At 67.2% G+C, this 25,013-nt stretch carries 17 protein-coding genes and 3 pseudogenes; 6 read left to right on the top strand and 14 right to left on the bottom strand.

Annotation, left to right across the window (positions count from 1 at the left end):
* Positions 1-2 precede the first annotated feature (2 nt).
* The 7 genes from DY245_RS20365 to DY245_RS46490 form a co-directional block, all read right to left on the bottom strand.
* Complete coding sequence (locus DY245_RS20365; protein ID WP_128508667.1) at positions 3-2,198, bottom strand: SUKH-4 family immunity protein; 2,196 nt, start codon at positions 2,196-2,198, stop codon at positions 3-5.
* 58 nt (positions 2,199-2,256) lie between these two features.
* Positions 2,257-2,526 (bottom strand): DUF6406 domain-containing protein, encoded by a 270-nt coding sequence (locus DY245_RS20360; RefSeq protein ID WP_128508666.1) that lies wholly within the window; start codon positions 2,524-2,526, stop codon positions 2,257-2,259.
* The gene (locus DY245_RS20355; protein ID WP_483409817.1) at positions 2,523-9,896 is read right to left on the bottom strand and encodes a toxin glutamine deamidase domain-containing protein; all 7,374 of its coding nucleotides are present in this window, start codon (positions 9,894-9,896) and stop codon (positions 2,523-2,525) included. Before DY245_RS20355 ends, DY245_RS20360 begins: the two co-directional genes overlap by 4 nt.
* Before the next feature lie 287 nt (positions 9,897-10,183).
* Positions 10,184-10,495 (bottom strand): hypothetical protein, encoded by a 312-nt coding sequence (locus DY245_RS20350; protein WP_244943160.1) that lies wholly within the window; start codon positions 10,493-10,495, stop codon positions 10,184-10,186.
* A 265-nt stretch (positions 10,496-10,760) separates the two neighbouring features.
* Entirely contained in the window at positions 10,761-11,231 is a 471-nt protein-coding gene (locus tag DY245_RS44495; protein ID WP_181923778.1) for a hypothetical protein, read from the bottom strand.
* Between the two features lie 355 nt (positions 11,232-11,586).
* Positions 11,587-12,000: a hypothetical protein gene (locus tag DY245_RS20340; RefSeq protein ID WP_128508664.1), complete on the bottom strand. Its 414-nt coding sequence runs from the start codon at positions 11,998-12,000 to the stop codon at positions 11,587-11,589.
* 1,297 nt (positions 12,001-13,297) lie between these two features.
* Entirely contained in the window at positions 13,298-13,660 is a 363-nt protein-coding gene (locus DY245_RS46490) for a hypothetical protein (RefSeq protein ID WP_244943159.1), read from the bottom strand.
* 915 nt (positions 13,661-14,575) lie between these two features.
* Here DY245_RS46490 and DY245_RS46485 point away from each other — a divergent pair.
* A pseudogene (locus DY245_RS46485) lies at positions 14,576-14,722 on the top strand (peptidase C39 family protein); the annotation flags it as partial.
* A 3-nt stretch (positions 14,723-14,725) separates the two neighbouring features.
* On the opposite strand, the gene DY245_RS20320 reads toward DY245_RS46485, so the two are convergent.
* From DY245_RS20320 to DY245_RS20310, 3 genes are all read right to left on the bottom strand, one after another.
* On the bottom strand, positions 14,726-15,601 hold the full coding sequence (locus DY245_RS20320; RefSeq protein ID WP_181923777.1) for a tyrosine-type recombinase/integrase: 876 nt from the start codon (positions 15,599-15,601) through the stop codon (positions 14,726-14,728).
* Between the two features lie 675 nt (positions 15,602-16,276).
* A complete protein-coding gene (locus tag DY245_RS20315; protein ID WP_181923776.1) occupies positions 16,277-16,807 on the bottom strand; it encodes an ATP-binding protein in 531 nt (176 codons plus the stop codon).
* A 20-nt stretch (positions 16,808-16,827) separates the two neighbouring features.
* Positions 16,828-17,382, bottom strand: coding sequence for a hypothetical protein (locus DY245_RS20310; RefSeq protein WP_128508661.1), 555 nt, complete (start codon positions 17,380-17,382; stop codon positions 16,828-16,830).
* 321 nt (positions 17,383-17,703) lie between these two features.
* On the opposite strand from DY245_RS20310, the pseudogene DY245_RS20305 reads away from it, so the two are divergent.
* Positions 17,704-18,062: pseudogene (locus DY245_RS20305) on the top strand (helix-turn-helix domain-containing protein); the annotation flags it as partial.
* Between the two features lie 41 nt (positions 18,063-18,103).
* Here DY245_RS20305 and DY245_RS20300 read toward each other — a convergent pair.
* Positions 18,104-18,394, bottom strand: coding sequence for a hypothetical protein (locus DY245_RS20300; protein ID WP_425329417.1), 291 nt, complete (start codon positions 18,392-18,394; stop codon positions 18,104-18,106).
* Positions 18,395-18,586: 192 nt separating this feature from the next.
* Here DY245_RS20300 and DY245_RS20295 point away from each other — a divergent pair, with 192 nt between their 5' ends.
* Positions 18,587-18,892: a hypothetical protein gene (locus DY245_RS20295; RefSeq protein ID WP_128508660.1), complete on the top strand. Its 306-nt coding sequence runs from the start codon at positions 18,587-18,589 to the stop codon at positions 18,890-18,892.
* A 409-nt stretch (positions 18,893-19,301) separates the two neighbouring features.
* Here the strand turns inward: DY245_RS20295 and DY245_RS20290 are convergent, their stop codons facing one another.
* Entirely contained in the window at positions 19,302-20,468 is a 1,167-nt protein-coding gene (locus DY245_RS20290) for a N(5)-(carboxyethyl)ornithine synthase (RefSeq protein ID WP_128508659.1), read from the bottom strand.
* Positions 20,469-20,551: 83 nt separating this feature from the next.
* Positions 20,552-20,824 carry a hypothetical protein gene (locus tag DY245_RS20285; RefSeq protein WP_128508658.1) on the bottom strand — a complete coding sequence of 91 codons (273 nt, stop codon included), beginning with the start codon at positions 20,822-20,824 and terminating at the stop codon, positions 20,552-20,554.
* A gap of 550 nt (positions 20,825-21,374) precedes the next feature.
* Between DY245_RS20285 and DY245_RS20275 the strand changes: the two genes are divergently transcribed.
* Together DY245_RS20275 and DY245_RS20270 are read left to right on the top strand one after the other, a co-directional pair.
* A complete protein-coding gene (locus DY245_RS20275) occupies positions 21,375-21,563 on the top strand; it encodes a cold-shock protein (protein WP_128508656.1) in 189 nt (62 codons plus the stop codon).
* A 174-nt stretch (positions 21,564-21,737) separates the two neighbouring features.
* Positions 21,738-22,778, top strand: a complete 1,041-nt coding sequence (locus tag DY245_RS20270; RefSeq protein WP_128508681.1) for a fatty acid desaturase family protein — start codon at positions 21,738-21,740, stop codon at positions 22,776-22,778.
* A 180-nt stretch (positions 22,779-22,958) separates the two neighbouring features.
* Here the strand turns inward: DY245_RS20270 and DY245_RS20265 are convergent, their stop codons facing one another.
* On the bottom strand, positions 22,959-24,149 hold the full coding sequence (locus DY245_RS20265) for a lipase (RefSeq protein ID WP_220377923.1): 1,191 nt from the start codon (positions 24,147-24,149) through the stop codon (positions 22,959-22,961).
* A gap of 227 nt (positions 24,150-24,376) precedes the next feature.
* Between DY245_RS20265 and DY245_RS20260 the strand changes: the two are divergent.
* Positions 24,377-24,877 (top strand): annotated as a pseudogene (locus DY245_RS20260) (transposase); the annotation flags it as partial.
* Positions 24,878-25,013 lie beyond the last annotated feature (136 nt).

The following is a 25,013-nucleotide window of genomic DNA, read 5'->3' as shown; positions in this document are numbered from 1 at the left end:
CGTCACTCGTTGTGGAGTACGTACGACCAGGCGGGCTGTTCACTGCCCTTCTCGTCGACTTCGGCAAGCGCTCCCAGGACCCAATAGGTGATCTGCCCTCGCTCGGAATTGGCCGGGGGCAGAATACTCCGCGTACGCAGCCCGGTGACCCACAGCGCGACCATGGTGAGGAAATCTTCGAGGCTGTGCGCGGCGGGAAGGCCGGCGAGGTGATCCTGGCCCGGCTTCGTGGGAACGCGCAGGACGTGTCCGGTGGGCCCGTCGATGACGAGCTTGCCGCCCATCCACTTGCCGATCTGGAAGAAGGGCCCGGTTTCGGGGACAGGCTCGATTCCCTCGGGCCAGGAGGGCAGTTCGTCGAGAATGCCGATCTCCCAGTTGCCGTACGGGAACAGCCCCATGGCCCCTTCGTTGATGTTTGGCAGCCCGAATTCCAGGAGAAGTTCGCGGGTCGCCGCGTGGGTGAGCCGATCCGGGAAATCCTCGACCTCGATGGGATAGATCGCGTCCTCGCCGAACAGGGTGATGACGTCCTCGTGACTCGGGGCCGGCGCGTCGCTCGGACTGCTCGCGCCCGCGTCCGTGTAATCCCAGCTCAGGGGTTGCTGCCGGGAACCGAAGTCGGAGATGTCCACACCGTCCGCAGGCCGGATGGCGATCAGGCCCAAGTCGCCCCCGAAAACGACGACTTCACCCACGGCCAATGGGGCGCAAGGCAGCACAAAATCCTGCTCGCTTCGCCGGCGGGACGACGAGCCGAACAATTCTCGGGCGAGAGCGGGCGAAGCGGAGCCGTCCGTGGGTGACGCGGGCCAGGTGAGATCCGCACGATGCTCCTGCGGAATCTCGTCGTTTTCCCAAGGGCCTGCGACACGGCCTCCCGTCTCCACGTCCCAGATCGAGACATACGGCTGCTGTGCTCCGTCCACCGTCCGCTGCTGCAAACCGGCAATGGCGGGTCGCCCTTGCCAGCGCACCTCCGCCAGTGCGGCGAATCTCCCGGCCCGCAGATAGCGCGCGTGACAGCCACCCGGCGGCCGCCAATGGGCCCACTTGACCTGCCAGGGCAGTGTCACACAAGAGGAGGCGACCGCTGACGCGAACTCGAGATCGTCGCGCGAAAGCGCCATCAAGTGCAGCCACGAAGCCCACTCCGTCTGATGCCGCGGTGTGACTCCCCAGCCCCACAGATGAATCGCGTCGGCGGCGGCCGTGTTTCCGGGGATGAGGAACGTGATGCTTCGTGCCGCGTCCATGAGCGCCGTTTGCGGCAGATTGGCGATGACGCGCCCGTCCCGAAGAACTTCGTCGTACGTTCCCGCCTGTACGGCGTGCATGGCGAGCCCAGTGGCCGCGTACAGGCCGACAGCACCGCGCTTGGCCCACCCCTCGGGGTGGCGAAAACCCGGAGCCGAGCGCATCAGCCAAGCAACCACATGCCCATTGACACGGGAGAGTTCGGCAGATTCGATCTCCCGACGCAAGGTCTCGGCCAGGCCCTCGTCGACAAAGGAAACTCCGAGAGGTCCGAGCCGAAGAATTCCGGACCCTTCCCTCGCGAATTCAGCGAGTTCGTCTTCGGATGCCGCTTCACCGGTCAGGGCCGTGACAAGTTGGGCCCAGACAGGGACGGGTACGAAGCGGGGCTCGGCCAGTGCCAACGCCCGCACGGCAACGGACTCTGTTACCGCCGGCAGAGACTCGACGGCCGCCGCGGACAGCCGAAACACCGCCCTGGGATCAACGCGGGCCGGCAGCAACTCGGGAACCACATGGACCACCACGGCCAACTTGCCACGCGCCAGCCACGGAAGGGTCCGGGTCACCAACCGCTCGGGCTCGTACGACCGCCGTGTCGGCCCGGCACGATGGGCGTTGACGACCAGCAGCAACCGCTCCTCGGGCCACGAGCCGAGCGCGAAACGCCAGTCGTCCCGCTTGTCCGCGGACAGATCGACTCCGAGCGCCGTGAGGGCCTGCTGCATGACCTGCTCGGCGGTGAGGCCGGTGGCGTCGACGACAACACTGCCCGGCACGTGCTCGTGTATCTCCCGCATGACGGCCGAGGCGCCATGGCCGGCCGTAGGGACAAGATAGGCCACTTGGCCGCCGAGCCCACCCTCACGCCACCATGCGCCGACGCGACCGGCGACCTCTTCCTCGGGGATTCCGGGGGTGTCGGTGGTTGGCTCGGGCATGGTCCTCCTCAGTTGCGCGATGACTCCTCGACCCTACGCGTGGTGGGCGGTGGCGGAATCAGGCTGGGGCAGCCGCGACGCGGCGCAGCACCACGACCCAGTCGTCCTCGCTCGGCCAACCCGTCAAGTCGGCGAGCTGCCATGTCTCGTCGCCCACGGGGAAGGTCTCACCAATGCGGAGGGTGTGATCCTGCTCTTCGGTGGCGACGATCCCGAGACGTACCCTGACCGAGGCGTCGGACTCCCTGTAGATGTCCATCACTGCGAAGCGAGCGTTCTCGGTTTTTCGCTGAATCCCGTGCCAGAGCCGAATCGTGTCGACGCTCACTTCTCATCCTCCAAAGATGCGTACTGGTTGCTGCAGTATTTCATGAATTCCTTGATGGTCAGCGGCTGGGGATGCCTCGCGTTGTGCGGATTGCGCAGCTGAATCAGGCCCTTGTCGTCGACCGAGACGATCTCGTAGGCGTGGGAACTCAGAAGGTCCTTCTCCATCTTGTTCTCCACACCCGTGCCCTTGGGGCGGGTGCCGATGACGACCGGCCTGCCGCTTTCCGTGAGTTCCCGCAGGTGGGCCAGAAGTTGCTTTTCCGGACTGCGGCCCTGCATATCGTATTGCGTCGGGAATTCGTGGTTCTCCGACGTACGTCCCGTGAGCTGGGCGAGCAGCTCGGCACGGTCGCCCGATGTGGAGCCCTGGGTGATGCGGGAGTAGCCCGTCAGCAGGTTGTCGTCGAAGTCCTTGTTGCCGGGGAACTGCGACTCGTGCTCGCGCTTCTTGTCGTCCCAGAACTGGTCCAGGCCCGCGATGGCCTTCTCCATGATCGCCGGCCAGGCCACACCCACGTCGTTGGCATCGGCGTAGGCGGTGGTGTTGGGGAATTCGCTGTACACGGGCACGTCCGGGGTGACGCGCACGGTCAGGATGCGGCCGGTCGGAGCCTGGTTGCCGTAGTTGTTGCGCCGCACCTCGTGGAAACGGACCTCGTAATTGCCGTCCTCCGTCTCCCGGATCATGTCCTGGAGGAGATCCGGGTACCTGCTCGCGATGGCGCCCACGGTGGCGATGATGCCGCAGTCGCCGATGGCACCCTGCTGCGTCTGCTCACGCGACGGAGGCCCGTCGAACAGCGGCACGCGTGTCCCGTCGGGACGGTCCAGCGGAGTGCCGTAACGGTCGGGCTGGAACTCCGCCGGCTTCTTGTGGTTGCCGAAGCGCGGCTGGTCCACCTCAGTGGTGATCTCGGTGGGCTCGGCCGGGCCTGACTGGGTCAGGGACTGCCAGAGCTGCTTGAACCGGCCACGCTTTTCCGGCTGGTTGTCCGAGGTGGGGGAGCCCTCGCGAGGCTCGTCGGCGGATGGGTTCGGGGCGCCGGCCTGCTCGCCCGCCCCCGTGGCGGCGGTGGTGGGGCGCGGGGTCTCTCCCACGCCCGCGAGTGGGGTATCCGTCTGCGAAACGTCGCGGTTTGAGCGCTGCGAGTCCGCCGGCGCGGATGTTCCGTTGTTCGCAGTTCCGTTGCCTGCAGTCCCGTTGTCCACAGTCCCGTTGTCCGCAGGGGAGTTGACGCTCGCGAGGTCTGCCGAAGGTGTGCGCTCGCTATCGGTCGGGTTGGTGGTCGGCGTGCCGGAGGGGTCCGCCGGGGGCCTGCGGTCTGTGCCTGCGGGGTCGGCGGAGGGACGGCGGTCTGTGCCTGCCGGGTCCGATGGGGGTGTGCGGTGGGTGTCCGTGGGATGGGACGGGCCCGACTGAGGCGCCTGGGTGGGCGGTGTGTTCTGGTCGGGCGTTGGGGCCGGCGGTGTGTTCTGGCCCGGATTCGCCAGCGTCTGTGCCAATTCGTTGACGAAGTTCAGGTGTTGCTGAATCTCCGCGTCCTGGATCTGCTGGCTCGGCGTGCGGTACCTGCCGAGCGCAGTCCTGATTTGAGACTCGGTCTTGCCTTCCGCGCGCAGCCTGTCCCGCTCGGCCGCCTTCAGATCCTTGAGGTCCGGGTCCGCTCGATAGGTCGTGCTGTAGTAGACGGGAACACCGTCCATCGCCTGGGAATCGTTGATTGTCCTGGAGCAGTTGGCGTGGCCGGTGGGATGACCGGATTTGGTGGTGGGCAGGCCACAAGGCTCCCGTTCGGTGTAGAGGCCCTTGACCTCGACCTTGGCCTGCCCCTGAGCTGCCCGATTCTCGTTGAGCTGGTCGATCCAATTGAGAATGTGGGACTCGGAGTGCATCGGGTCGGCGCCGTCCACGGCAGGGGGAACCGACGAATCGACGATGTAGTGACTTTCCTTGGTGTCCGGGTCGACAACTTCCACGACCGCGTAATTCTTGCCGGAGAGGTCGGGCGAATTGCTCTCCGTCTCCTCAAGCAGCCGCTTGAGGTCCTCCACATCCCGAAGGTTCGTCCCGTCCGGGTGCGATGCGAGTTCACGTCGCCAGGGAGCCGCTGATTCGTGGAACTTTCCGTCGTTGTACGCGTCGTTGTTCGCGGCCGGGTCAGGGTTCACGCCAACGGCGTTGTTGGCATGGAAGGACTGGCTGATGCGGGCCAGAGTGGCGATCGCGGCGTACCGCTGGCCGTCGTTCATTTGCGACCACGCGGGATCAAGGTGCTGCCGGAGATCACTGTCGGTGAAGTTTGTCGACGGCATCGGAACATTCCGGTGCGCCGTCATCGCGGCCTTGTGGGCGGCGTCAGCCTGGGGGAGAGCCTGCTGGGCATTGGCGAGCCGCTGCTCCGCCGCTGCCCGCTTGGCCTGAGCCGCCTGCTTCGCGTCCTCGGTCTTGGCTTTCCGCTCCGCGGTCGCCGCCCTGGTCCGCTCTGCCTTGGCGTCGGCGACTTCCTTCAGCGCCCTGTCATAGTCCTGCCTGGCTTCACGTACCTGCTGCGCCGACTCCGCGTGCGCCTGGCGGCGATCGATGGATTCCCGCAGTACGTCGGCCAAGGGCAGCCGGGGCGGGTCGCCTTGCGGCTGCGCCCACTGCCGCATCTGCGCCTGGACCGGGTCCAGACCGATCCGATGGACGTCGTGCGCGTCTCGAAGGTCGCCCTGTGCCGTGTCCGGAGGAAGGTTCGCATGCGAATCGGTCCGTCCTTCCGGGGCGGGAAGGCTCTGGTTGCGCCGCTCCCGAGTGGCTTCCGCGCTGGGGTCGTTGGACCCAGGGGTCGAACCGGCCGGGCGCTGGGGCGATGTGTGGTCGGTATCGACAGGTGTGGTCTGGCTCTGGTTTTGCGTGGTGGGCTGGTTGGTGGTCTCGATGGGGCGACGGTTGGCGTCCAACGGGATCGCGAAGACGCCGTTGTTGCCGCTGTGGAGCGGGGTGGTGCTGTGCTGGCCCGTCTGAGGGTCGGCGTAGACGATCTGGCCGTTGTGGTTGACCACGTTCCAGGCGTGGGCACGGCCGTCGGCGTTCTGGGTGATGATCACGGCCTGTGAGCCGTGGCCCTCGTTGAGGAGGGTGGTCTCCAGGTTGTTGTACGCGTCGCGGCCGTCGCCGAAGTCGTCAAACTCGGCGCCCAGCGCGTTCTCGATACGGTCGCGGCCGTTGGGCTCGGGAGTGTCGGCGGGGGTGCCGTCCTCATTCGGGCTGCGGCGGGCGGCGACCGTGGGGTTGCCCGCGTACGACTCGACGAACGCCAGTGATCCGTCGGGGCAGTTGACGTCGCGACCGGACTCGTCGGGATTCTGGCCGCGCAGATCGTCGACCCAGGTGCCCTCGCGCGGGTCAGGGGCCTGCTGGAACGAGCCATCCTCGTTGCGCGGGAATCGCTCTTGCTGCGCACGGGTGTCGGCGTCGGTGGGGTCGTCGTAGCCATCCGGCGGACCGGAGGGGCGCGAGGCGGTGGACGGAAAGACCGGTTCCCTCGACTCCGGTTGCTGGTCGGTGTCGTGAGGGTCCTGGGTTTCCTGGGTGTCGTCGGTGTCCTGGGAATCCTGAGGGGCTTGAGATTCCTGGCTGTCCTGCGTGTCCTGCGCGTTGTCGGGCTGCGGGCTGTCCTGGTCTGTCGCGTCCGAGTCCTGGGTCGCTTCCGAGTCCCGGTCCGTGGTGGAGTCCGTGTCCGGGGCGGTCTCGGATACCTGGTCCGGGTTGGACTCCTGGGTGGTGTTCGTGTCCGGAGAGGTGTCCTGGGTCTGCGGTGATGTCGTCTCCGGGGTCGGCGTCGTCTCCGGGGTCGGCGTCGTTTCGGGGGCCGGCGTCGTCTCCGGCGTTGTGGAGGATTCCGGGGTCGTCGACGGTGGTGCTGTGTCGGTGCTGCCGTCGTTCGCGTTCTGTTCGGCGGTCGAGTCGTCGTTGTCGGAGGGCGCCTCGTCAGTGGACGGCGAGGTGTTGGAAGGTCCGTCCGACTGAGCGTCGGGAGTTGACTGATCCGTCGACGAGTCGGGGCTCGGGCTGTTGTTGGTGTCCGGAGTGTTCTGGGTGGACGGTTGAGGCGTCGACGGGGTCAGGAAGTACGGAGTGATCGGATTCCGATTGGCATCCAGCGGGGTGTAGAAGACCTCTTGGGCGCCCAAGTGAATCGGATTCTCGCTGACGACGCCTGTTTGCGCGTCGACGAACAGGATCTGGCCGTTGTGGTTCACCGCGGCGAAGGCATGGCCGCCACCGCCGGGCCAGTTGACGCCGATCACGGCTGCCGAGCCATGCCCGGCCTGCGACAGCTCGTAGGCGATACGTGCGTACGGGTTGGGATGGTCCTTGCCCGCATACGTGCTGGGTGCGCCTGCCCAACGCGCCTGGTTGGTGACCGAGTCGCGCTCCGCGGAAAAAGTGTTCAGGCTGCCGTCCGCATTGAGGTCCAAGGTGCGCGGGGCGGACACCGTCGGGCGGCCGAACCATGTCTCGAGGAACGAGCGGGTGCAGTCGGCGCAGTTGTTGGACCGGCCGGGCACCCCCACGCCGCCGTCGTTCTGCAGACCGGCCCAGTTTCCTTGCCGCGGGTCCGCGTACACCTGCGGGGTGCCGTCGGGGTTCCTCGGGTGGGCGTTCTCGAGGTCCTGCTGATGGGCGGGGTCGGGTGTGGCCAGGCCTTCGAACGGGATGTTCAGGTCGTTACGGATGTCCGAAAGGTTGTCTGCCTGGGGCGGAAGCGGAGGCGCCGTGGGTTGCTTGGGCGCGCTGTCGTCAGCGGGGGGCTGGTTCTGATCGGGCGTCTGGTTGGTGGCGTCCGGGTGCTGACTGTCCGGCTGTTGGTTGTTCGGTGCCGGCATCCCCTGGTCGTTCGGCGTGGAAGTGGGGGACTCGACCGGTGACTGCTGGTCCGTCGGACGGTTCGTCGGCTGCTCGCCGCGGGGCGGCGGGGTCGGGGTCGGGCGCCCAGGCGTCTCGGTGCGAGGAGTCTCGGCACGCGGCGTGTCTGTGCGTGGTGGTGTAGTGGGGCGGCTGGGCGTTTCGGTACGCGGCGTGTCAGTGCGCGGCTGCGTGGTCGGGCGGCTCGGTGTCTCGCTGCGCGGCGTCCTGGTGCGCGGCGGCGATGCGGGACGGTTCTGCCGGGTGTCCCGCGACGGCGTTGTGGGCCTGGTGCTCGGCTGTTCCGTACGCGGCGCCGTGGCGCTGGGCGTGGTGGCCCGCGGTGTCGTCGTGGGGTTGCCTGCCGCCGGCGCCTGCGTCGGGATGGGGCCGGCCGCCGGTGGTGGCATGGCACCCGGGGTCGACGTTGAGGGCGTCGCGGACGACGGGGCCGCCTGCTGCGGGATGCCCGCCTCACCGGGCTGCGTACCGGGGGCCGGGGGCGCCGCCGTGGCGACGTTGCCCATGAGCTCGACGTTTTCGTCGTCCGGTTTCTGTGGGGTCGGTGTTGACGGTGTCGGCGCGTGGCCCTGACCAGGGCTGGGGTTTGCGGTGGGCGTGTTGCCGGGCATGGCGCCGCTCGGCATGGAGCCGCGTCCGCTGCCCTGGTTCTGGTTGTCGTTGTTGTTGCCGTCGTTGGAGTCGCCCGGCATGGGGCCCTGGGCCGGTGCGGGCATGGTGGTGACCGAGTCGCGGTCGTCCTCGTGCACGCCCGGTTCGGGGTGGGAGCTGTCGGGAGCCGGAGCCGGAGCCGGAGCCGGAGCCGGTGCGGCCTCGGGCCGGTCTGTCTCCGGCGGCGGGGACGGCATGGGCGCGGGCTCGGTGTTGCGCGGGTCCGGGAGCGACGCGCCCGGCTCCGGGGTGTGGACGTCGACGACTTCCGGGCGGCTCGGGCGAGCGCTGTCCGGAGTGGTGTCCGGCGCCGGGGAGCCATCGACATCCGGCGTGGTGCCCGGGCCCTCGATGGGCGAGGAGTTGGAGGGCATGGACGGCTCATTGCCCGGTGCCGTGGTCGGCGGGGCGTCCGGTGTGCTGTCCGGACGGGCGGAGTCGGGGGCGGTGTCGGGGGCCGGTCCGCCCTGGACGTCCGGCCTCGTCGTGGTGGACGGCGTGGACGAGTCCGGAGACGAGTCGGGGGTGGACGAGTCGGGGGTGGACGAGCCGTCGCCCAGAGGACGACCGATGCTCTCCTGGTAGGCCTGGGTGCCTACGTCGAAAGGGCTGGGCGAGTCGGAGCCACGGCTTGGTGAGGGCGAGGACGACGAGGGGTTCGACGAGTCCGGGCTGCCGGTGCTGTCCGTGCTGCTGTCGGACGGCGTACTCGAGGAAGAGGAGGGCGAACTCGAAGCCGACGGGCCATCGGACGACGAGGACGGGCTCGACGAAGAGCTGTCCGAACCGCTCGACGGAGGCGAGGACGACGGACCGCCGATATCCGGTGCCCTGCGCCCGGAGTCGCCGCTGCTCGAACTCGGCGAACTACTGGAACTCGGGGAGTTGCTCGACGAACTGCTGTCGTTCGATGACGAGTTGGACGAGCTCGGCGAGTTCGACGAATTGGAGGAGCTGGGGGAGTTGTTGGACGAACTGCTGTCGTTGGACGACGAGTTGTTGTTCGACGACGAATCGTTGGAGTTCGACGAGCTGTCGTTGCCGGAGTCCGACGAGCCGTCGCCGCCGTCATTTCCGCTGTTGGTCAGCCCGTGGCGGGCGCCATGCCCCGCGCGGGAGCCGGCGCCGTCGCGCAGGGACTCGCCGAAGGTGGAACCGGAATTCTTCAGGGCGTCCTTGCCCTCTTCGTAACCCTTCTTGGCGGTGCGGCCCAGGTCGTAGCCCGACTGTTTGCCGAAGTTCTGCTCGACGGTCTGGGCGACCAGGTCGGAGACCATGGCTTCCAGAGCGGAGACAAAGGGTTCCTTGGCGGTCTCCAACACCGCCTGCAAGATCTGTTGGGCTATCTCCTTGAGGAGTTTGCGCAGGATCATCCGCGTGGCGGCGGCCGCGCCCATCGCGCCGAGTTCGGACAGACCCAGGGTGAAGGGAGCGGCGACCTGGGCCGCAGCGATCTCGATCGCCAGGATGACCAACTGGGCGATCACCGCCACTTTTAGCCCGATGATGAGCATCGCCGCGGCGTCCATGCATATGGCGATCAGCTCGGCGCCCTGGCGGGCGTCGTCGAAGTAGCCCGAGCCGCCGGCGAACTTGTCCCAGGTCTTGTTGAAGCCCTCGATGGAGTCTCCGGCGTTCTCGGCGAGGACGTTGCCGGCGGCGCTCATGCCACGGGCCTGGAGGGCTTCCACATCAGCGGCGAACTGGCGCCAGGTGTTGGCGCACTCCATCATCTTGTCTTCGTTGCCTGTGGGCCATTCGAAGCCACACATCTCGAGAACCCACTCAAGTGCGTTCGGCAGCATCAAAGCCACGACGAAGACCCCCGTTATCGCCCATGTAGTTCGTGTTGTCCCGGCCCTGTGGGCCGACCGACCCCATCCGCCTCACCGCCGGCGGAAGGGCCCCTGCTTGTCTGCTGCTGCCGGAGGCGCCATTCGGAGCCTCGTGAGTGCTCAACCGGCTTGCGTCGGCGCAGAGCCATGCCCATGCCAGAGCCTACCCAACGGCCCTTCTGATCCCTGAACTCTGGTGTGTCACAGTGCTGTAGCAGACATCCGGTCCAAAGCCGTCCAGCCCTCAGGCGGCCGCCTTAGCCATTGGGCCGGCGCAGGCTGCGGTACAGCTCGATCGCGGAGTCCGGCGGAAAGTTGGGGACATAGGTGACGGCTCCGTCGCTTTTGGAGATCACCATGTGACTGCCACCCAACGGCGCCTGAGTGCCGGGCGGCGGTGGTGGCATGACGGCGTGAACGAGGAAGCCGATGTCGAACTCCACCACGTACAACGGCGCCGGGTTTCCTTCCAGATCCAGTACTTCGAATCGGGCGCGAGCGGCAGCCAATGCCTCTTCGGCAGTGGTGGGGATGGGCTGTACCGGTTCCGGCGCGTCGGGATGCGACACGGACTCTCTCCTATCAGTGAAGGGGCGGCTGTGGGTCAGGCGGGGTCATGCGGTTGGACTCGGGCTTGGTGCGGGGCAGCAGTCGGCAGTCGGCAGTCGGCAGTCGGCAGTCGGCAGTCGGCAGTCGAAACGTCGAGCCGGAGCCGAGCCGACGCCGAAACCGACACGGCCCAAACACTCGACCCTGGCTGCCGCGACTGTGCTGCTGTGGCGGCCCTGCAACCCCGCTGTGCGGTCGCCACACGCCCCCGTGGTGCGGGCCGTGTCACTTGCTCACGGACTTCAGAACCCGCACCTCGCCGCCGAACTGGTTCTCCGGCTTCTGCTCCTTGACCAGAGCGTCGTTGAAGTCCTCGTTCTCCTCGTGATTCTTCGCCATCCGCTCCAACGCCTTGCCGATTTCGTTGAGCTTGGTGGCAAGGTGCTCCATCGAGTCCGTCATGCCGTCGCGCAGGCCCTCGTAGACCACGCCGAACTTCTCGCCGAGCTCGTCGTCACCCCACGGTGGGGTGCCTTCCTTGTCGCTGAAGGTGGTCAGGCCCTTCCAGGCGTCCTGGGCGACACTCGAGAACGTCGTCTCCTTCGGCGCTCCGCCCCCGCCGCCGCCACCGTCACCCTGCGCGGCCAGGCCGTTCTTCAGCTTGGTGGTCGCCTGGTAGAAATCCCTGCCGATCTCGGAGAAGCTCTTCCCTTCGGCCTTCAGCGTCTGCGGATTGCTCTTGAACCCGTCGCCCATGACTGCGCCCCCGTTCACCAACCGGCGTCATCGAGATGCCGGTTCACGTCCGTTTCATGTCTGTGCCAGCGTACCCAGAGGCACTGACAAGCCCTCAACCCCTGGGTTGCACAGTGCTGTCCCGGGAGCGTCCGGCCGATACACCTTCCGAGACAAAGCGATCGCCGTGTTCGGGGTAGCCGATGTCGAACTCGTGCACCCGCGACGGCGTCTGGGTGCCGTCAGGCCCGGTGGTTACCGAAGAAGGGGCGGGCCATTTCGAGGGCCTCCCCATCGTTCGCCGGTAGGCGGTGCGCCGGCGAGACGGCCCGGGCCTCCGTGGGCACAGGCCCTTGGTCCGTATCCGGCCCCGGGCTCAACCCCGGTGTCCAGCCCGCCCCCGCTTCTTCGGCCCCGTGACCAGGTTGGTCGAAGGACGGTCGCGCTCGGCGCGCTCCTTCTGCTCTTCCTCGTCCCGCTTGCGCTCCCACTGCTCGCGCTTCTCGCGCTCGGCCTCGCGGTCCTCCATGGTCTGCGACTCGGCGGCGCGGCGGATCTCGGTCATGCGGTCGCCCAGCGCGTCCATGTAGCGCTCGTTCTTGATGGCGTCGGTCATTCCCATACGTCCCGACAGGATGCCCTGAGCCATCTCCTGGAGCGGTCCGTTCACATTGGGGTTGTTGGGCAGAGTGCGCAGCGCCTTGTGGAGGCTGTGAGCCTGCTCTGGTTCCTGCGCGACGTCGATCTCCCGCTCGCCCGGTCCCGGTCCGCTTCCCCGCCTGTTGGCCATGAGAACCCCCTTAGAGCCCAGAGGGCCCTTCACGCACACCGAACGCGGCTTCCGCACTCATTACAGCCTGCTACACCTGTTGACGAGCCCATCCAGTCGACCGTTTGGACCGTCAACCCGGGCGCATCCGCGCACCGCTCGCCGCGCTGCCGCACCTCTCCCGTCCCAGTCCTGTCCCCATCCGGTGTCGGCCTCGTACTCGCCCACATTCCGTTCCCCACACAACCTTGGCCAATGGGGCACAACCAGGAACGGGCGCCGAAAACAGGGCCCGGACCCGTCTGCTAGACCTGATCAAGCCATGTCGCAATGCCCTTCACTTCAGGGTGATGCCCTTGAGAAGCCGTATTCCTATCGATCACGAGGTCGGTTCTGATCGAACGGGGTGTCTGGGCGAGTGATCTTCGCGGGTGGGTGCATGAAGGCAGGGCCTCTGGTGCAGCACGAGGGTTGCGATGCCAACTCGTGAGACCGGAGGCCCTGTTGATGTAGTTGTTCGCGGTTTCGTCCTCAGGGTTCAACTCGGCGCCGTCGGCGTGCGATTGTCTCGCGCACCTGTTCGGGAACGCGGTCGACCGGCCGGAGAGGGTGTGACGGTCTCCATCGGACATGAGCGATGCGGAGTGGGCGGTGGCGCGTGACGCGATGCCGGTTCCGGCGTGGCTGGAGGGTCGAGGCGGGCAACCGGAGGGCTACTGTCACCGGCAGATGCTCGACCAATGCCACGGAATTCAGGGCCCGTTGGCGGTGTCAAGGTCTGAGGGAGGGTGATCTTGTAGGTGCTCGGTGCCGTGCGGATGAGACGGCCGTTGCGAGCCCAGTAGCAGAATTGCGCGGTGAGACTGCTGAGGGCGCCTCCGTGGTAGCGAGGCCGAGGTGCTGTGCAATTTCGCGCGTGTGCATGGCCTCATTGGAATTCGCAGCCAGGATCTGGCAGACCTTGTCCCAGCGGCCGGAGGGGGCCCGGCTGGGAGCGGGCGTATAGGGGAGGACAGGTGGATGCACGGTGATCTCGATGACGGTGATCGGCGTGCTGTCGCGAGGTCGTCCGTCGCGGTTCCCATTGTTGTAGAGGGAGGTTCCACACTTGACGATGCGGGTGGACAGTCGCATCCGGCGCCCGGGAAGCAGCGCCTGTAGGACGCGGGCGCCGATGAATCCGACCAGGTCGGAACAGCTACCAGGCCCAGCGTTTGGGCCGGGCCGACGGAGATGACGACCGTGTCGCGAGCGGCCTCCAGGGCGATCGTCAAGCCGGCCCGGTCGGGATCGCAGCTGGATGCTGTCTCCACCGCGGTCACGATGACCGAGCGCAGGGCCTGGTAGAGGGTGAGCAGTCCCCACATCTCCTGGATGAACCCCCCGGGTCCTTCGAGCGCAGCACTCGGCCTTTGAGCAGGGTGTGACGTAGCGCCAGGTAGATGATCTCGATCTCCCAGCGCTCGTGATAGAGGCGAACCAGATGGGCGGCGGGATCAGTGCGGTGGTCGGTGAGCGTGGTCAGGAGACGGTAGGTGCCGCCGAAGACGCCGCCGTCGGCGGTGCGGGAGCGGATCTCGGCCTCGATCACCCGGAGCGAAAGCCCCCCGATCCACGTCAGGTAGGAGCCGTCGGGCAGCAGCGCCAGGACCGGCGGGCGCCGGACGCTGGTAGTGCGCACCAGGAACTGATTCCCTGAGCTGCGATGTCTGCGAGCAGTTCGTTGCTGTCGAAGGCGCGGTCCGCCAGGAGAAGTATGTCCGAGGTCAGGTGGCCGACCAGGTCGTGGGCGTAGTCGGTCTCGCCCTTGGTGGCGGGACCGAAGGCAGCTCTGATCAAACGTACGTACCGGAGTCCGCGTCACGGCTCTCCTTGGTCAGGGTCACGTTCTGGCACCGACAGCCTGTTTCCACGGCTTTGGCGAATTGCAGGTCGTGCTGGTCACAGACGGCAGGTTCGTAGTCGTCTTCGTGTTCCAGCAGTCTGTGTTCCCGCGGCCTTTACACGACTTCGAGGTCTCCTTGCAATTGACGTTCATGCAGCCTCTCGCTCGCGGCAGTTGTTTTCCATCCAGTGCTTTATCTCGCTGGGCCAGAACCGCAGTTGTTGTCCAACGCGGAAGCTGGGTATGGCCTGCCTCTCATGATTGTCGTAAACCCAGGAGACGGGGTTTCCGGAGAAAATCGGCCAGGGTCGATACGGTCCGCATCGGTTGGTCCATGGCTGTCCACTTCCGTAGGGCGGGAGTGCGACACGAGAGGGACGGATCGCGGCCGCACCAAACGGCCCCTGCAACGTCTCTTGGCCTTTGTGGGTGCCCTCGTGGCTGGTCTCCGCGAGGGAGACGGCCTTGGGGTCGAGGCGACGCACAGTGAAGAGCGAGCGAGTGCGGCCCTGGTCTGTCCGCGCTTCCGCGCGTCAGAGCCGGAGCCAGCACCGATCCAGCACAACGCCCCCGAACGGGCAGGAAGGGACCGCAGTGGAACTCAGCACGAACTCAGCATGGCCCGGCGTGGGCTCGTTCTGGCTCAATGAGCCCACGCCGTTGACCTGCATGTTTGTCATCGGATCCGGCGTCTGCTATTAGCCCGCCTCCCAGTTCGAGAACATCTGGCTGCGGACGAAGCGCTACGACGCAAACGGCAAGGTCAAGAGCGGTTCGGGGGGCGTCTGCTACCTCTACTTCCCGGCCAAGCCAGCACCAACTCAGCACCGGGTCCTGCGCGAGCTCGGAATCCTGTAGCGCTCATGCCGCCAGCCCGACCGACAGCTCTTCCGGCAGGTAGCCCTCGAAGGTCGCCGCCACCACCTGACGGCAGCGCTCGCGCCCGTCCTGGGTGAGGTGCCCGTAGCGATCGACCGTGATCTTGATGGACCGGTGCCCCAGCCACCGGGACACCTGGTGAATGGACACTCCATTCGTCAAGGTCACGGTCGCCCATTTGTGCCTAAGGACATGTGGCGTGTAGTCCGGAATCCCCAACCGCTTGATGGCCCGATCCCAAGAAGCGTGCACAAGCCCGGGATATGTCATCCCGCCCTGCTGGTTGAGAATGGGGACCCGGTCGGCGAAGGCAGTGAAGAATTCCGGCACCGGAACGTCGCGCCATTCACCCTCTTTCCGGTGCTTCAAGGGCGCGTATCGCGCCACACAGAGTCCGTCCTCATCCAGATACCGAACGACCTGACGCCGCAACCGCAACAGTCCGTCCTGAAAATCCTCGGGAAAGACCCCCAACGACTCGCCGATACGCAGACCGCCGCAAGCCATCAGCCACACCGCAGGCTCCAAGCGCGGTCCGATGGCGTGCGCGATGGCCTTGATCTCTTCGAGGCTCGGAAGGCTGCGCTCGTCGATCGTGTTCGGCTTGGCCCCGCCCTTCGCCCACCGCGCGTACAGCTCCTCCACATCGGCTGCCGTCACCTGAGCGATCGTCTTGCGCCCCAGGTGCGGCAGGACGTGAAGCCGCAGGATGCGCTCGTACGACTCCCAGGTGCCGCCCGACAGGAGTACTCCGTTGAGGCAGTCCTCGGTATAGCGGCGCAGGGAAACCTTGCCGGCGTTCGGGCCTATATACGTGTTCTCGCGCTTGTCGTTCTCCACCTTGGTGGCGAAGTCCACCGCGTCCTTCTTGCGGTCGAACGCCTTCTTGCGCTGCCGGGCACTGCGCCCGCCGGGCTCCCGGTAGCGGACAACCCAGCGCTTTCCAGGTGAACCAGCTCCCTTGTCCAGGACCGTATGGTGCCGCTGGCCGACTGGTCGCCGCAGAGCCGGGAGCCTTTGCATGAGGTGGTGAGAGGCGGGTGGATGCGCCTGCGCCCGCACGTCACGTTGCCATCTGCTGATGGGCTCGCCATGGGCGGGGCACCCTTCACCCGTGAGGAACTGGGCCGGTGTGTGCACCCGGAAATCCAGACGGCGATGTGGCCTCGTCCTGCTGGGAGGACAGCGAAGTGCTGGACGCGATGTGATCACATTGCGGGGCCCCAGGGCCCTGAATGAGGTCCCGATACAACTGGCGCGCTACGGCTGTCGGCCCGCGTAGCCGCTGTGTGCCTTTGACGGCTGCCCACACGATGCCCGCCAGGCCATCCAATTACTCCCGGAGGCCGGCGACTTCGTCGCTGCCTCGTGGTCTTCTTGGCGACGAAGCTCGGCAGCATCACCGGCGTTCGTAAGCCGGACGCGGGTCCGGACGCCGTCCTTTGTGGCTTCGCCCCGGGCGACCAGCAGGCCAGCTGTGGGCGCTGTGAAACTGGCTGCCTCTCCCGGGGCAGAGCAGTGAGACCTGAGGCGTCAGCCGAGTTCACGGGCCTCCATGTCATGCCGTACTGCAAGCTGCTGAACCGTGCGCACCAGCCGCTGCAACACCAGCAGGCTCGCCGGGTCGGCCCACTGGAGATCATCGAGAAGCAGCGCCAACGGCCCTTGTGCACACAGCTCATCGACCAGAGCGAGCATCGCCTCCACGGTGGCGAAGTCCACCGCCCCGGCCGACGCACCCTGCGCACCCGGCAGCCCGTAGCGGGCGTCGCCACGCAAGACCTCGGCGACCCGAGCCCGGGACACATCAGCCGAGGTTGCGTCCACGCCCAGACAGGCCGACATCAACGCGAACGGGAAGCGCTGTTCCAGCTCCTGCGCCGCTCCGTGCAGTACCCGCATCCCCGCACGCTCTGCCGCTACCGCCGCCAGCCCCAGCACAGCCGTCTTGCCCACACCGGGCTCGCCGACCACGAACGCCGCGTGCCCCGCACCCGATACCGCCGATGCCGCCAGTCCCTTCAATGTCGCCGTCTCGGCCTCACGGCCGACCAGACGGCCCATGAAATGCTCCATGTCTCACCTCAGTGCGTCGGCCGATGGGCGATGTAGTCACGGAGCGATTGCTGAGTCACGTTCGTCAGATGCAGGTGACCGGCGACCGGTCCCCAGCCGACACCGAAGTGCTGTACTTGAAGGAAGCCTGCGGCCTTCGTCTCCTCGCGGGTGAAGTACACGGCCTGCGGGTGTTTCAGGGGGAGTTGGGCGACTGTGGCCGTCCGGTGAGGCAGTCCGTCGAAATTGATATCTGCCAGCGAAACGACCTTCTGTCGCCGGCAGTGGTCGGTCAACTGCTGCTGGCTGCTCAGCGGCCAGGCGGCTCCTTCTGTCGGGGCATGCGTGTGTGGGAACATCGCCCTCTGGATCTCGGCCTTGACCAGGGGTGGTAGTCCGAGCAAGGACACCTGCCTGTCCAGGCGGCGAACAGGGGTCTGTCGGTTCACCCAGCGCCAAGACTCGCCCTCGGCCTGGTAGGAAACGGCGACAGGCTCTTCCCCTACCTTGTAGGTCCGTCCGTGTTCGAGGGCGGCCCCGCCGGGCATACCCTCCCGCTGGTCGAGAACCCGGTAGAGAACCACGTGCGGTCGGCACAACCGTAATGGATTTTGTGCCTGGCGCGGGCAGATCGGGGCCTGACATGGACCGAACGCCGGGAACGGCCGGCCGGAGGCGAGCCGAAAGTCCCTCAAAATTGTCGTGGTTCTCACCGGCCTCCTTCCTGACGCACCTAAGTGGCGAAGAGGCTTACCAAAGTCTGTGAAAGCGAACGCAGCGAGAGGAAACCCACTACCAACGAGCGGTCCGGTCAATCAGCTAGTGCTGTGACCGCATAGGTTCGCGGGGTGACGGTCGGAGCGGTGGGATGTGTGGTGACGTCCGTTGCGACCGCTGGAGGTGTGGTGTCCGAGCCTGTGCGGGTGCGCAGACTGTCCGATCAAGAAGGGCAGAAGCCGCAGCAGACCGTGCGCCGGGGCATTACCAGCTCGGTGCGCTACCGCCGGGCGATGATGCTGCTGGCGTCCGCCGGCGGAAACCGCGTCCCGGTAATCGCTCAGCTGGTCCAGGCCGACGAGGACACGGTGCGGGAGGTGATCCACCGGTTCAACGAGATCGGTCTGGCCTGCCTGGACCCTCAAGGGGCGGGAGGCCGTCCCCGCCTGCTCAGGATGACGACGAGACCTTCGTCAACGAGACAGCCATCACCCGCCCCACCAAGCTCGGTCAGCCCTTCACTACTCCTGCCTGGCACCGCCTGATGCTGCGGGGACCGCTTCCCGATCACCTTGCCGGTGGCAGTGTTCAGCGCGGCGAACAGGTCCACGGTGCCGTGCCGAACGGAGTCGAAACTGCGCCGCTGGGCGTGCCGGGGACCATCGGCAGCACCGGTGCGGTCTGCTCAAGTGCCTGGATCTGCGGCTTCTCGTCGACTGCGAACACCGCCGGGTTCGCCGGCGGGGCCCGGTCGAGACCGACCACGTCCCGGATCTTGTCGATCAGCTGCGGGCCCGGGGAGATCTCGAAGTCCTCGGTTCGCCACGGTTGCAGGCCGAACGCCCGCCAGATTGAGGTGCGACGGATCACCGAACTCACCTGAAGATGTATACGCGCCAGGCCAGGGTCGCGAGATTTCGCTTGCCCGCACCGTCCTGGCCTCGCAGCCGGGGGACCGGGATACCCGGCACCGGCAAGACCCACCCTGCGCACGCAGGCATACCTGAAGCGCCAGCCCCCGGGCGGATCCGGGCGCTGGCCTATCCACGGTCGGCGCGGGATCGTTGTGCCATGAACGATGAACTCCCCGATACCGACGAGTTGCGCCACGCGGTCCGCGAGCTGGCCGAGGCGTTGGAGACGATGCTGAACCTCCTGAAAGCCGACGCGATCCCCAGGACTCCCGAAGCGATGAGCCTGATCAGGAGGACCATCACCACGCTCGGCGAATCCGGCGACCAGCTCACGAATCCGGTCCCGGCCGGTGAGTTTCTCCCTCTGGCCGCCGCCATCAACACGATGACCGCCGCTGCGCGGGAGCAGATCCTTGACGACGCGGTCGCTGCCTCCCCCGTGCCGGACCACCCGTCGCTGTAGCCGGGGCGCCACAACGACTCCATAACGCTGACGACCGGAAAAGGTCGTCAGCGACCTCTCCTTCGCCCACATCTGGGACGCGTCATCCGTCGCGGCCCTGGACGCCAATGAGCCCAAGCACGCCCAGCGCGGCAAGAGCGTCGAGACCTTCGGCCTGAACGAGGTGGTCCTGCACCGGCTCGACGACGTCGGCCTGATCGAGATCGCGCCCGGGCTAACTGTTGCAGTCGGGGGATTCGAGCGCGTCGGCGCCTTGCCGGAGCATGCGCGTCGGCCGATCACCTGGCGCTGAGGGGCGCGTGGAAACTCTTCGCGGAGCTGAGGGACACCCGGCCGGTGGCTCTCCCGCAGGGAGGTGGCCGGGTCCGGTCGGCGGAGGAATGTCAGGCCGGCTGGGCGGAGGAGCTCATCACCGCGGTGGAAGCGGGGCCGGGGTCTCGGGAGCGTGGGGGTAGGTGGCTGTCCGGTTCTGGAAGGAGAGGATCTTCGGGTTCAGGACGACGCCGTCGCGGATCTCGATGGCGTTGCTGACCGTGGCGTCGGTCTCCCATACCGCGGGGCCGCTCATGACCTTGCGCAGGTAGGGCAGGAGCGCCTCGCTGATTTCCCAGGTGGCCGAGTTCCACAGGTGGGAGGGGCTGTGATCCACCGCGTAGTAGTGGCAGCCCGGCCCGACCGTGGGCATCGGGTCGCCGAAGGAGGTCGGTCGGGCCCATTCGAAGCCCATGCCTTCGTCGCAGGCGACGTCGATGAAGAAGGTTCCCGGCCGGAACAGGGCGAGTTCCTGGTCGGAGACGAACACGAGCGGCGCGTCGGTGTCCTGCCGGATGCAGTTGACGATGATGTCGAAACCGGCCAAGTACTCCGCGAGCGGCACGGGACCGGCCGCGCTGAGCGTCTGCAGACGTGACGGATCGCCTTCCTCCTCCTGGAAGTGGCCAATCACGACCGACGGCATCGGCGACGCCACCGCCGCTGCGGCGCGTTGAGTGAGCACCGTGACGTCTGAGACCCCCATGGCGCCCAGGCCCGTGACCGCTCCGCGCGCCGTGGCACCGAAGCTGATGACCACTGCCCGCAGGCGACGCCCATAGCTGCCGGTCAGCCCGCCGAGTTGCAGGGCGTGCAGCACCGAGGAGTAACCGGCGAGCTCGTTGTTCTTGTGGAACACATGGACGCTGAAGGCGCCCGTGGAGGTCCAGTGGTTCATGGCCTCCCAGGCGATCAGGGTCAGCCGTCGGTCGATGCCGATCTGAGTCATCTTCTCGTCCTGCACACAGTGCGGCCATCCCCACAGCACTTGGCCTTCGCGCAGCGCCTCAGCGTCTTCGTGCATGGGTTTGGGCAGCAGCAAAACGTCGCACTCGGCGAGGAGTTGCTCGCGGGAGCGCAGGCCGGCCACGAGGGGGCGCAGTGTGTCGTCGGCAACGCCGAACCGTTCGCCGTACCCCTGTTCGAGGAAGATCCTCTCGCGTATGTCGGGGGCGATCCGGCCGAGGTGACCGGGGTGCAACGGCAGCCGGAACTCGTTCTCCTTGCGGGAGGAGGCGAGTACACCGAGGCTCATCAGGCTCATGCGCTTCCTCATCATTTCGTTCTTGTCGTGCTGGTTGTGCTGGTTGTGCTGGTTGTGCTGGTTGTGGCTGCCGGGTTTCCGGGTCAGGAGTGGTCGGCCTGGTGCCTGCGTACGCGCTCGGCCAGCGGGAGGGGTGTCTCGTCCAGACCGTTGACCGACCCGCTCGCCATGCGTGCGCACGTCCCGTGGCAGGCGAGCAGTTGCCTGTCGTCGCGGTGGGAGACCACCACCGCCTCCGGGGCCGGCGCGCTCCGGTAGTCGGTGCCGCAGATGAGGCACGCCAATCCGGAGAGCATCTCGGCGGTCGGCTCGGGGCGGCCGCGGCGGCGGCCGGAGATCGCGTCCTGTGAATACATGCGTACCGCATCCTCTTGTATCGGTTCAGGGCGTGCATGAGGCGCCGGAATGTCTCTCGGACGCCCCGGGAACAAGGAAAAAATCCGCTACCGCGGGACGCGGAACGGGATACGGAACGGAATACGGAACGGGATACGGAGGACAGCGCGACAAGACGAGCCAGGGGGCATGGTGCGGCTCTTTTCCGGCCGGACGCGATGCGCTCCGGCCTTGCCGTTCCCCGAGGGCGACGCCGACACGGATGACGGCATGCGAGGTGCGCTCGGTGCCGCAACCGTACTCCCCTCCTGACCTGCAGCCGACCCGTGAGGGTGTCGCCGGACCCTTCCCCGACCGACCGGGAACGTTCTCGGCGCTCCGGACGTTGTAGCGAGTGGTTGTAGTTGAAGTCTGCGACGTGGAAGCGCCCGCGGAGTTCTGACAGCGGGTGCTTCGCCGTCTACGGGGTTTCCTTCGACGGCTGGTGACCAGCAGCCCGGGATCGCGCGAGTGCGCGTTCCCCGACCTCCTCGCCATCTCGAAGGAGACGTCACATGGCTCAAGGCAACCGTGAAGTGGCTCAACCCGGACAAGGGCTTCGGCTTCATCGACCCCGATGAGGGCGGCTCCGACATCTTCGTCCACCACTCGGCGATCGACACGGGTGGTTTCCGCTCCCTGGAGGAGAACCAGCGGGTGGAGTTCACCGCCAGCCAAGGCCCCAAGGGTAGGCAGGCCGACCAGGTCAGCGCGCTCTGAGGACACCCCATTCCGAGGCAGGCCCGCACCGCGGGCCCGCCTCGCGCTGCTTCCGAACGGGTGCCGTTTCCGGCGCCCGCCCTCGCGCCGGAACCAGCGCCCGTGCACGCCGAAAGGGCCACTGTGACCACTGACAGCAGCTACCGGGGCACCGGTCCGGCGGACCACGCCGAGATGACCGAACCCCCGCCCGCCGGCCGGGGCAGCGACTACGCCGCACTGTCCCGCGAGGTGAAGCAGAGCGGGCTGCTGAAGCGGCGGCCGGGCTACTACTCCGTCAAGGTCGGGGCCAACCTGCTCCTGCTGGCCGCCGGCTGGACCGCGTTCGCCCTGATCGGGCAGTCGTGGTGGCAGCTGGTGACCGCCGCCTTCCTCGCGGTGATGTTCACCCAGACCGGGTTCATCGGGCACGACGCCGGACACCACCAGATCGCCGCCTCCAAGCGCGTCAACAACCTGATCGGCCGTGTGCACGCCGACCTGCTGATCGGCCTCAGCTACGGCTGGTGGATCTCCAAGCACAACCGTCACCACTCCCACCCCAACCACGTAGACCGCGACCCCGACATCGCCGACGGCCCGATCGCCGTCACCCAGGACCAGGCCCGCGTCCGCCGCGGAGTGTATGCCTGGCTGGCCCGCCACCAGGCATGGCTGTTCTTCCCGATGCTGCTCCTGGAAGGACTCGCCCTGCACGTCGCCGGCGTACGGGCGCTGCTCGACCGCACCGGCACCGCAACCTCGCGGAGGACCAAGCTGGCCGAGGCGGGACTGCTGACGGCGCATCTCGGCGGCTATCTCGCCGCCGTGTTCCTGGTCCTGTCCCCCGTCCAGGCCGTGGTCTTCCTCGCCGTGCACCAAGGGCTGTTCGGGCTGTACATGGGGTGCTCGTTCGCCCCCAACCACAAGGGCATGCCCCTCTTCGCCAAGGACGACAAGATCGACTTCCTGCGTCGGCAGGTACTGACGTCACGCAACATCCGTGGCCACCGGTTCACCGACTTCGCGCTCGGCGGGCTGAACTACCAGATCGAACACCACCTGTTCCCCTCCATGCCGCGGCCCAGCCTGCGCCATGCCCAGGAACTCGTCCGCACGTTCTGCGTCCGGAACGGCATCGCCTACCACGAGACCGGACTCTTCAGCTCCTACGCCCAGGTCGTGCGGTATCTCCACGCGGTCGGCGGCCCCCTGCGCCCCGAACTGGAATACTGACCGCCGCTCCGCTGCCGTAGGCCACGATCACGTGCCCGCACCCTGACGCGGAGCTGGTACTTGCCGAGGATGTACGCGACGTGTGTCTTGACGGACATCGCGCCGGGGAAAACGGTTGCAGTCGAGGGGGACTTCGCTTCTGCCCACTCGGGCGCCTACGACAACCGTGGGCTCAGCTGGTCACTGCGCGCGCACCTGCCCGAACCAGCGCACGATCGCCGTCGTGGCCGCGACATTGGACCCCAGGTGACGGGAGCCGTGGTAATCGACAGGCCCGAGATCGACGATCGGGACGTCCACGCCGCTCTTGAGCAGCGCCTTGTGACATTCCGCGGTGTTGGCGGTGACAGCCTGCTCGTCCCCGGTCGCCATGTAGAGCCTGGTCGGTGTGCGGGGAATCCAGTTCCTGCATACGGCGTCGGTGGTGCGCAGCGCCGCCACGAGGGGCCCTGTCGGATGGGCGAGCAGCTCCCGGCCGTGCGCGGTCAGGAGGTCGTCGAGTGTGCCGGGGGTACCCCGCATCAGCTGTTCACCTGTGTGCGCCCCGTCGAAGAGAGCCTCGACCGTACGGTCGTACGGGGCCCGGAAGACCTCGCCAGGGCTGTCGTACAAGTGATGGAGCCGGTTGAACGTCACCAGGGTGTAAGCCGCGTACACCACACCGGACTTGGGCTCCAGCCGGCCCGCGAGCAGCGCGGGCAGCTCCGTGCCCCCGAAGTCGTATGCGCCACTGACCGGTGCCAGCGCGCCCAACCTGAACCAGCGGTCCTCGCCCGCCTGAAGGGCCCTGCCGAGCGCCAAGGCCGCCGACGCGCCCTGTGAGAATCCGGTGACCTGGACCGTGCGCTCCAGCACGTGCCCGGTACGCGGTGCGAAGGCGCGGGCCGCCCGCAACATGTCCAGGGATGCCGTGGACTCGGACGTGACGTCCATCCACGGATGCGGACCGGGTCCCTTGCCCATCCCCAGATAGTCGGGCGCGACACCCGCGGCCCCCGCCGACGCATGCGCGACAGCCGGCGCGGAAACGAACTCTCCTCGGCTCATGGACGGAGAATCGTCCTTGTGGCTCCCGGTGCCGTGTGCGAAGGAGACCGCCTGCAGCCGCCGCTCGCTGCTCAGTGGCAGCACGAACAGCCCGCTCGCGGTGGTGGGCCGCCCATGGGGATCGACCGTCCGGTACACCAGCCGGTAGGCGACCACTCCGTGCCGGACGATGCCGTCATCGAAACCGGCCCGGCCCAGTTCGGCGGCCACAGCCTGCGCGGACTCAAGCGTGTACAGCTTCTCGGCGGACACCAGCGTGCCCCGGCCGTGCTCCTCGTGCCCCACCTGGGCATGGGTGGTCGGCGCAGCGGCAGCGTCGGCCACGGCCGGACCTCCCAACAGCAGACCGCAGCAGAGCACCGACACGCTCACCCGAAAGCCGGCCCGATACCGGTGTGCGTTGCGCGATGACGTTGAACCGTAGACAACCACGGGTTCCTCCAAGTGAGGCTCGGCGAGGGCCCGTTCAGCCTCAGGCACCGCGATCTCTGACGCACTGGTGCAGTCCCCCGGGCCTTACGGAGGCCACCCCTACGTTCGCCCTGCGCGACCCCGTCAGGGCCCAAAAGGGGGTGAACTCGCAGGCCCGTCGTCCATGGACCGGGGCAAGCCGGGTTCCGAGATGCACATCCTGTCGGGCGCGAACGGACTGCCCCTGGTCGTCGACGTCTCGGCTGGGAACACACATGACAGCGAAGGGCTGAAGCCGATGATCGAGGGTCACCAAACGAGACGCGACCCTCACCGCGGCCGGTACTTCAAACCCGAGCGCCGCCTGCACGCCGACAAGGCGTATGACAGGCCCGACCTGCGGAAATGGCTGCGTGGTAAGCGGATTGGAGTGCGGATCACCCGCAAAGGCATCGAGTCCAGCGAACGGTTAGGAACGGTTAGGGCGGCGTACATGGGTGATCGAGCGCACCGTGTCGCGGCTGTCGGGCTACCGCAGACTCGGCCCCCGCTACGAACGCGGCCACCGCAACTCGCTGGCCTTTCTCGGACTCGCCGCCGCCATCTGCTGCTACAAGCGATACGTCCGCCTCACCCCATAGGACACGGTCCTGGTCGTCTGTAACCACCTCTGGTCAGCCTGATGCTGACCCAATGCAAGGAGTCGTCGCTCGCGGACCGACGGATGCTACGGGGATGCGTTCTCCGGCCGCCGGCCATTGCCCCTGCTCGATCCCG

The sequence above is a fragment of the Streptomyces inhibens genome, from assembly GCF_003389455.1.
Taxonomy (GTDB): domain Bacteria; phylum Actinomycetota; class Actinomycetes; order Streptomycetales; family Streptomycetaceae; genus Streptomyces; species Streptomyces inhibens.
This window is presented reverse-complemented; position numbering and strand designations above follow the sequence as displayed.

What these genes read in the sequence shown, in the direction of transcription:
- DY245_RS20290 (WP_128508659.1), bottom strand. Translation starts at nt 20,468, where the DNA reads ATGAGCCTGATGAGCCTCGGTGTACTCGCCTCCTCCCGCAAGGAGAAC.
- DY245_RS20285 (WP_128508658.1), bottom strand. Translation starts at nt 20,824, where the DNA reads ATGTATTCACAGGACGCGATCTCCGGCCGCCGCCGCGGCCGCCCCGAG.
- DY245_RS20270 (WP_128508681.1), top strand. Translation starts at nt 21,738, where the DNA reads ATGACCGAACCCCCGCCCGCCGGCCGGGGCAGCGACTACGCCGCACTG.
- DY245_RS44495 (WP_181923778.1), bottom strand. Translation starts at nt 11,231, where the DNA reads ATGGGCGACGGGTTCAAGAGCAATCCGCAGACGCTGAAGGCCGAAGGG.
- DY245_RS20340 (WP_128508664.1), bottom strand. Translation starts at nt 12,000, where the DNA reads ATGGCCAACAGGCGGGGAAGCGGACCGGGACCGGGCGAGCGGGAGATC.
- DY245_RS20355 (WP_483409817.1), bottom strand. Translation starts at nt 9,896, where the DNA reads ATGCTGCCGAACGCACTTGAGTGGGTTCTCGAGATGTGTGGCTTCGAA.
- DY245_RS20365 (WP_128508667.1), bottom strand. Translation starts at nt 2,198, where the DNA reads ATGCCCGAGCCAACCACCGACACCCCCGGAATCCCCGAGGAAGAGGTC.
- DY245_RS20315 (WP_181923776.1), bottom strand. Translation starts at nt 16,807, where the DNA reads ATGGGCCGTCTGGTCGGCCGTGAGGCCGAGACGGCGACATTGAAGGGA.
- DY245_RS20295 (WP_128508660.1), top strand. Translation starts at nt 18,587, where the DNA reads ATGAACGATGAACTCCCCGATACCGACGAGTTGCGCCACGCGGTCCGC.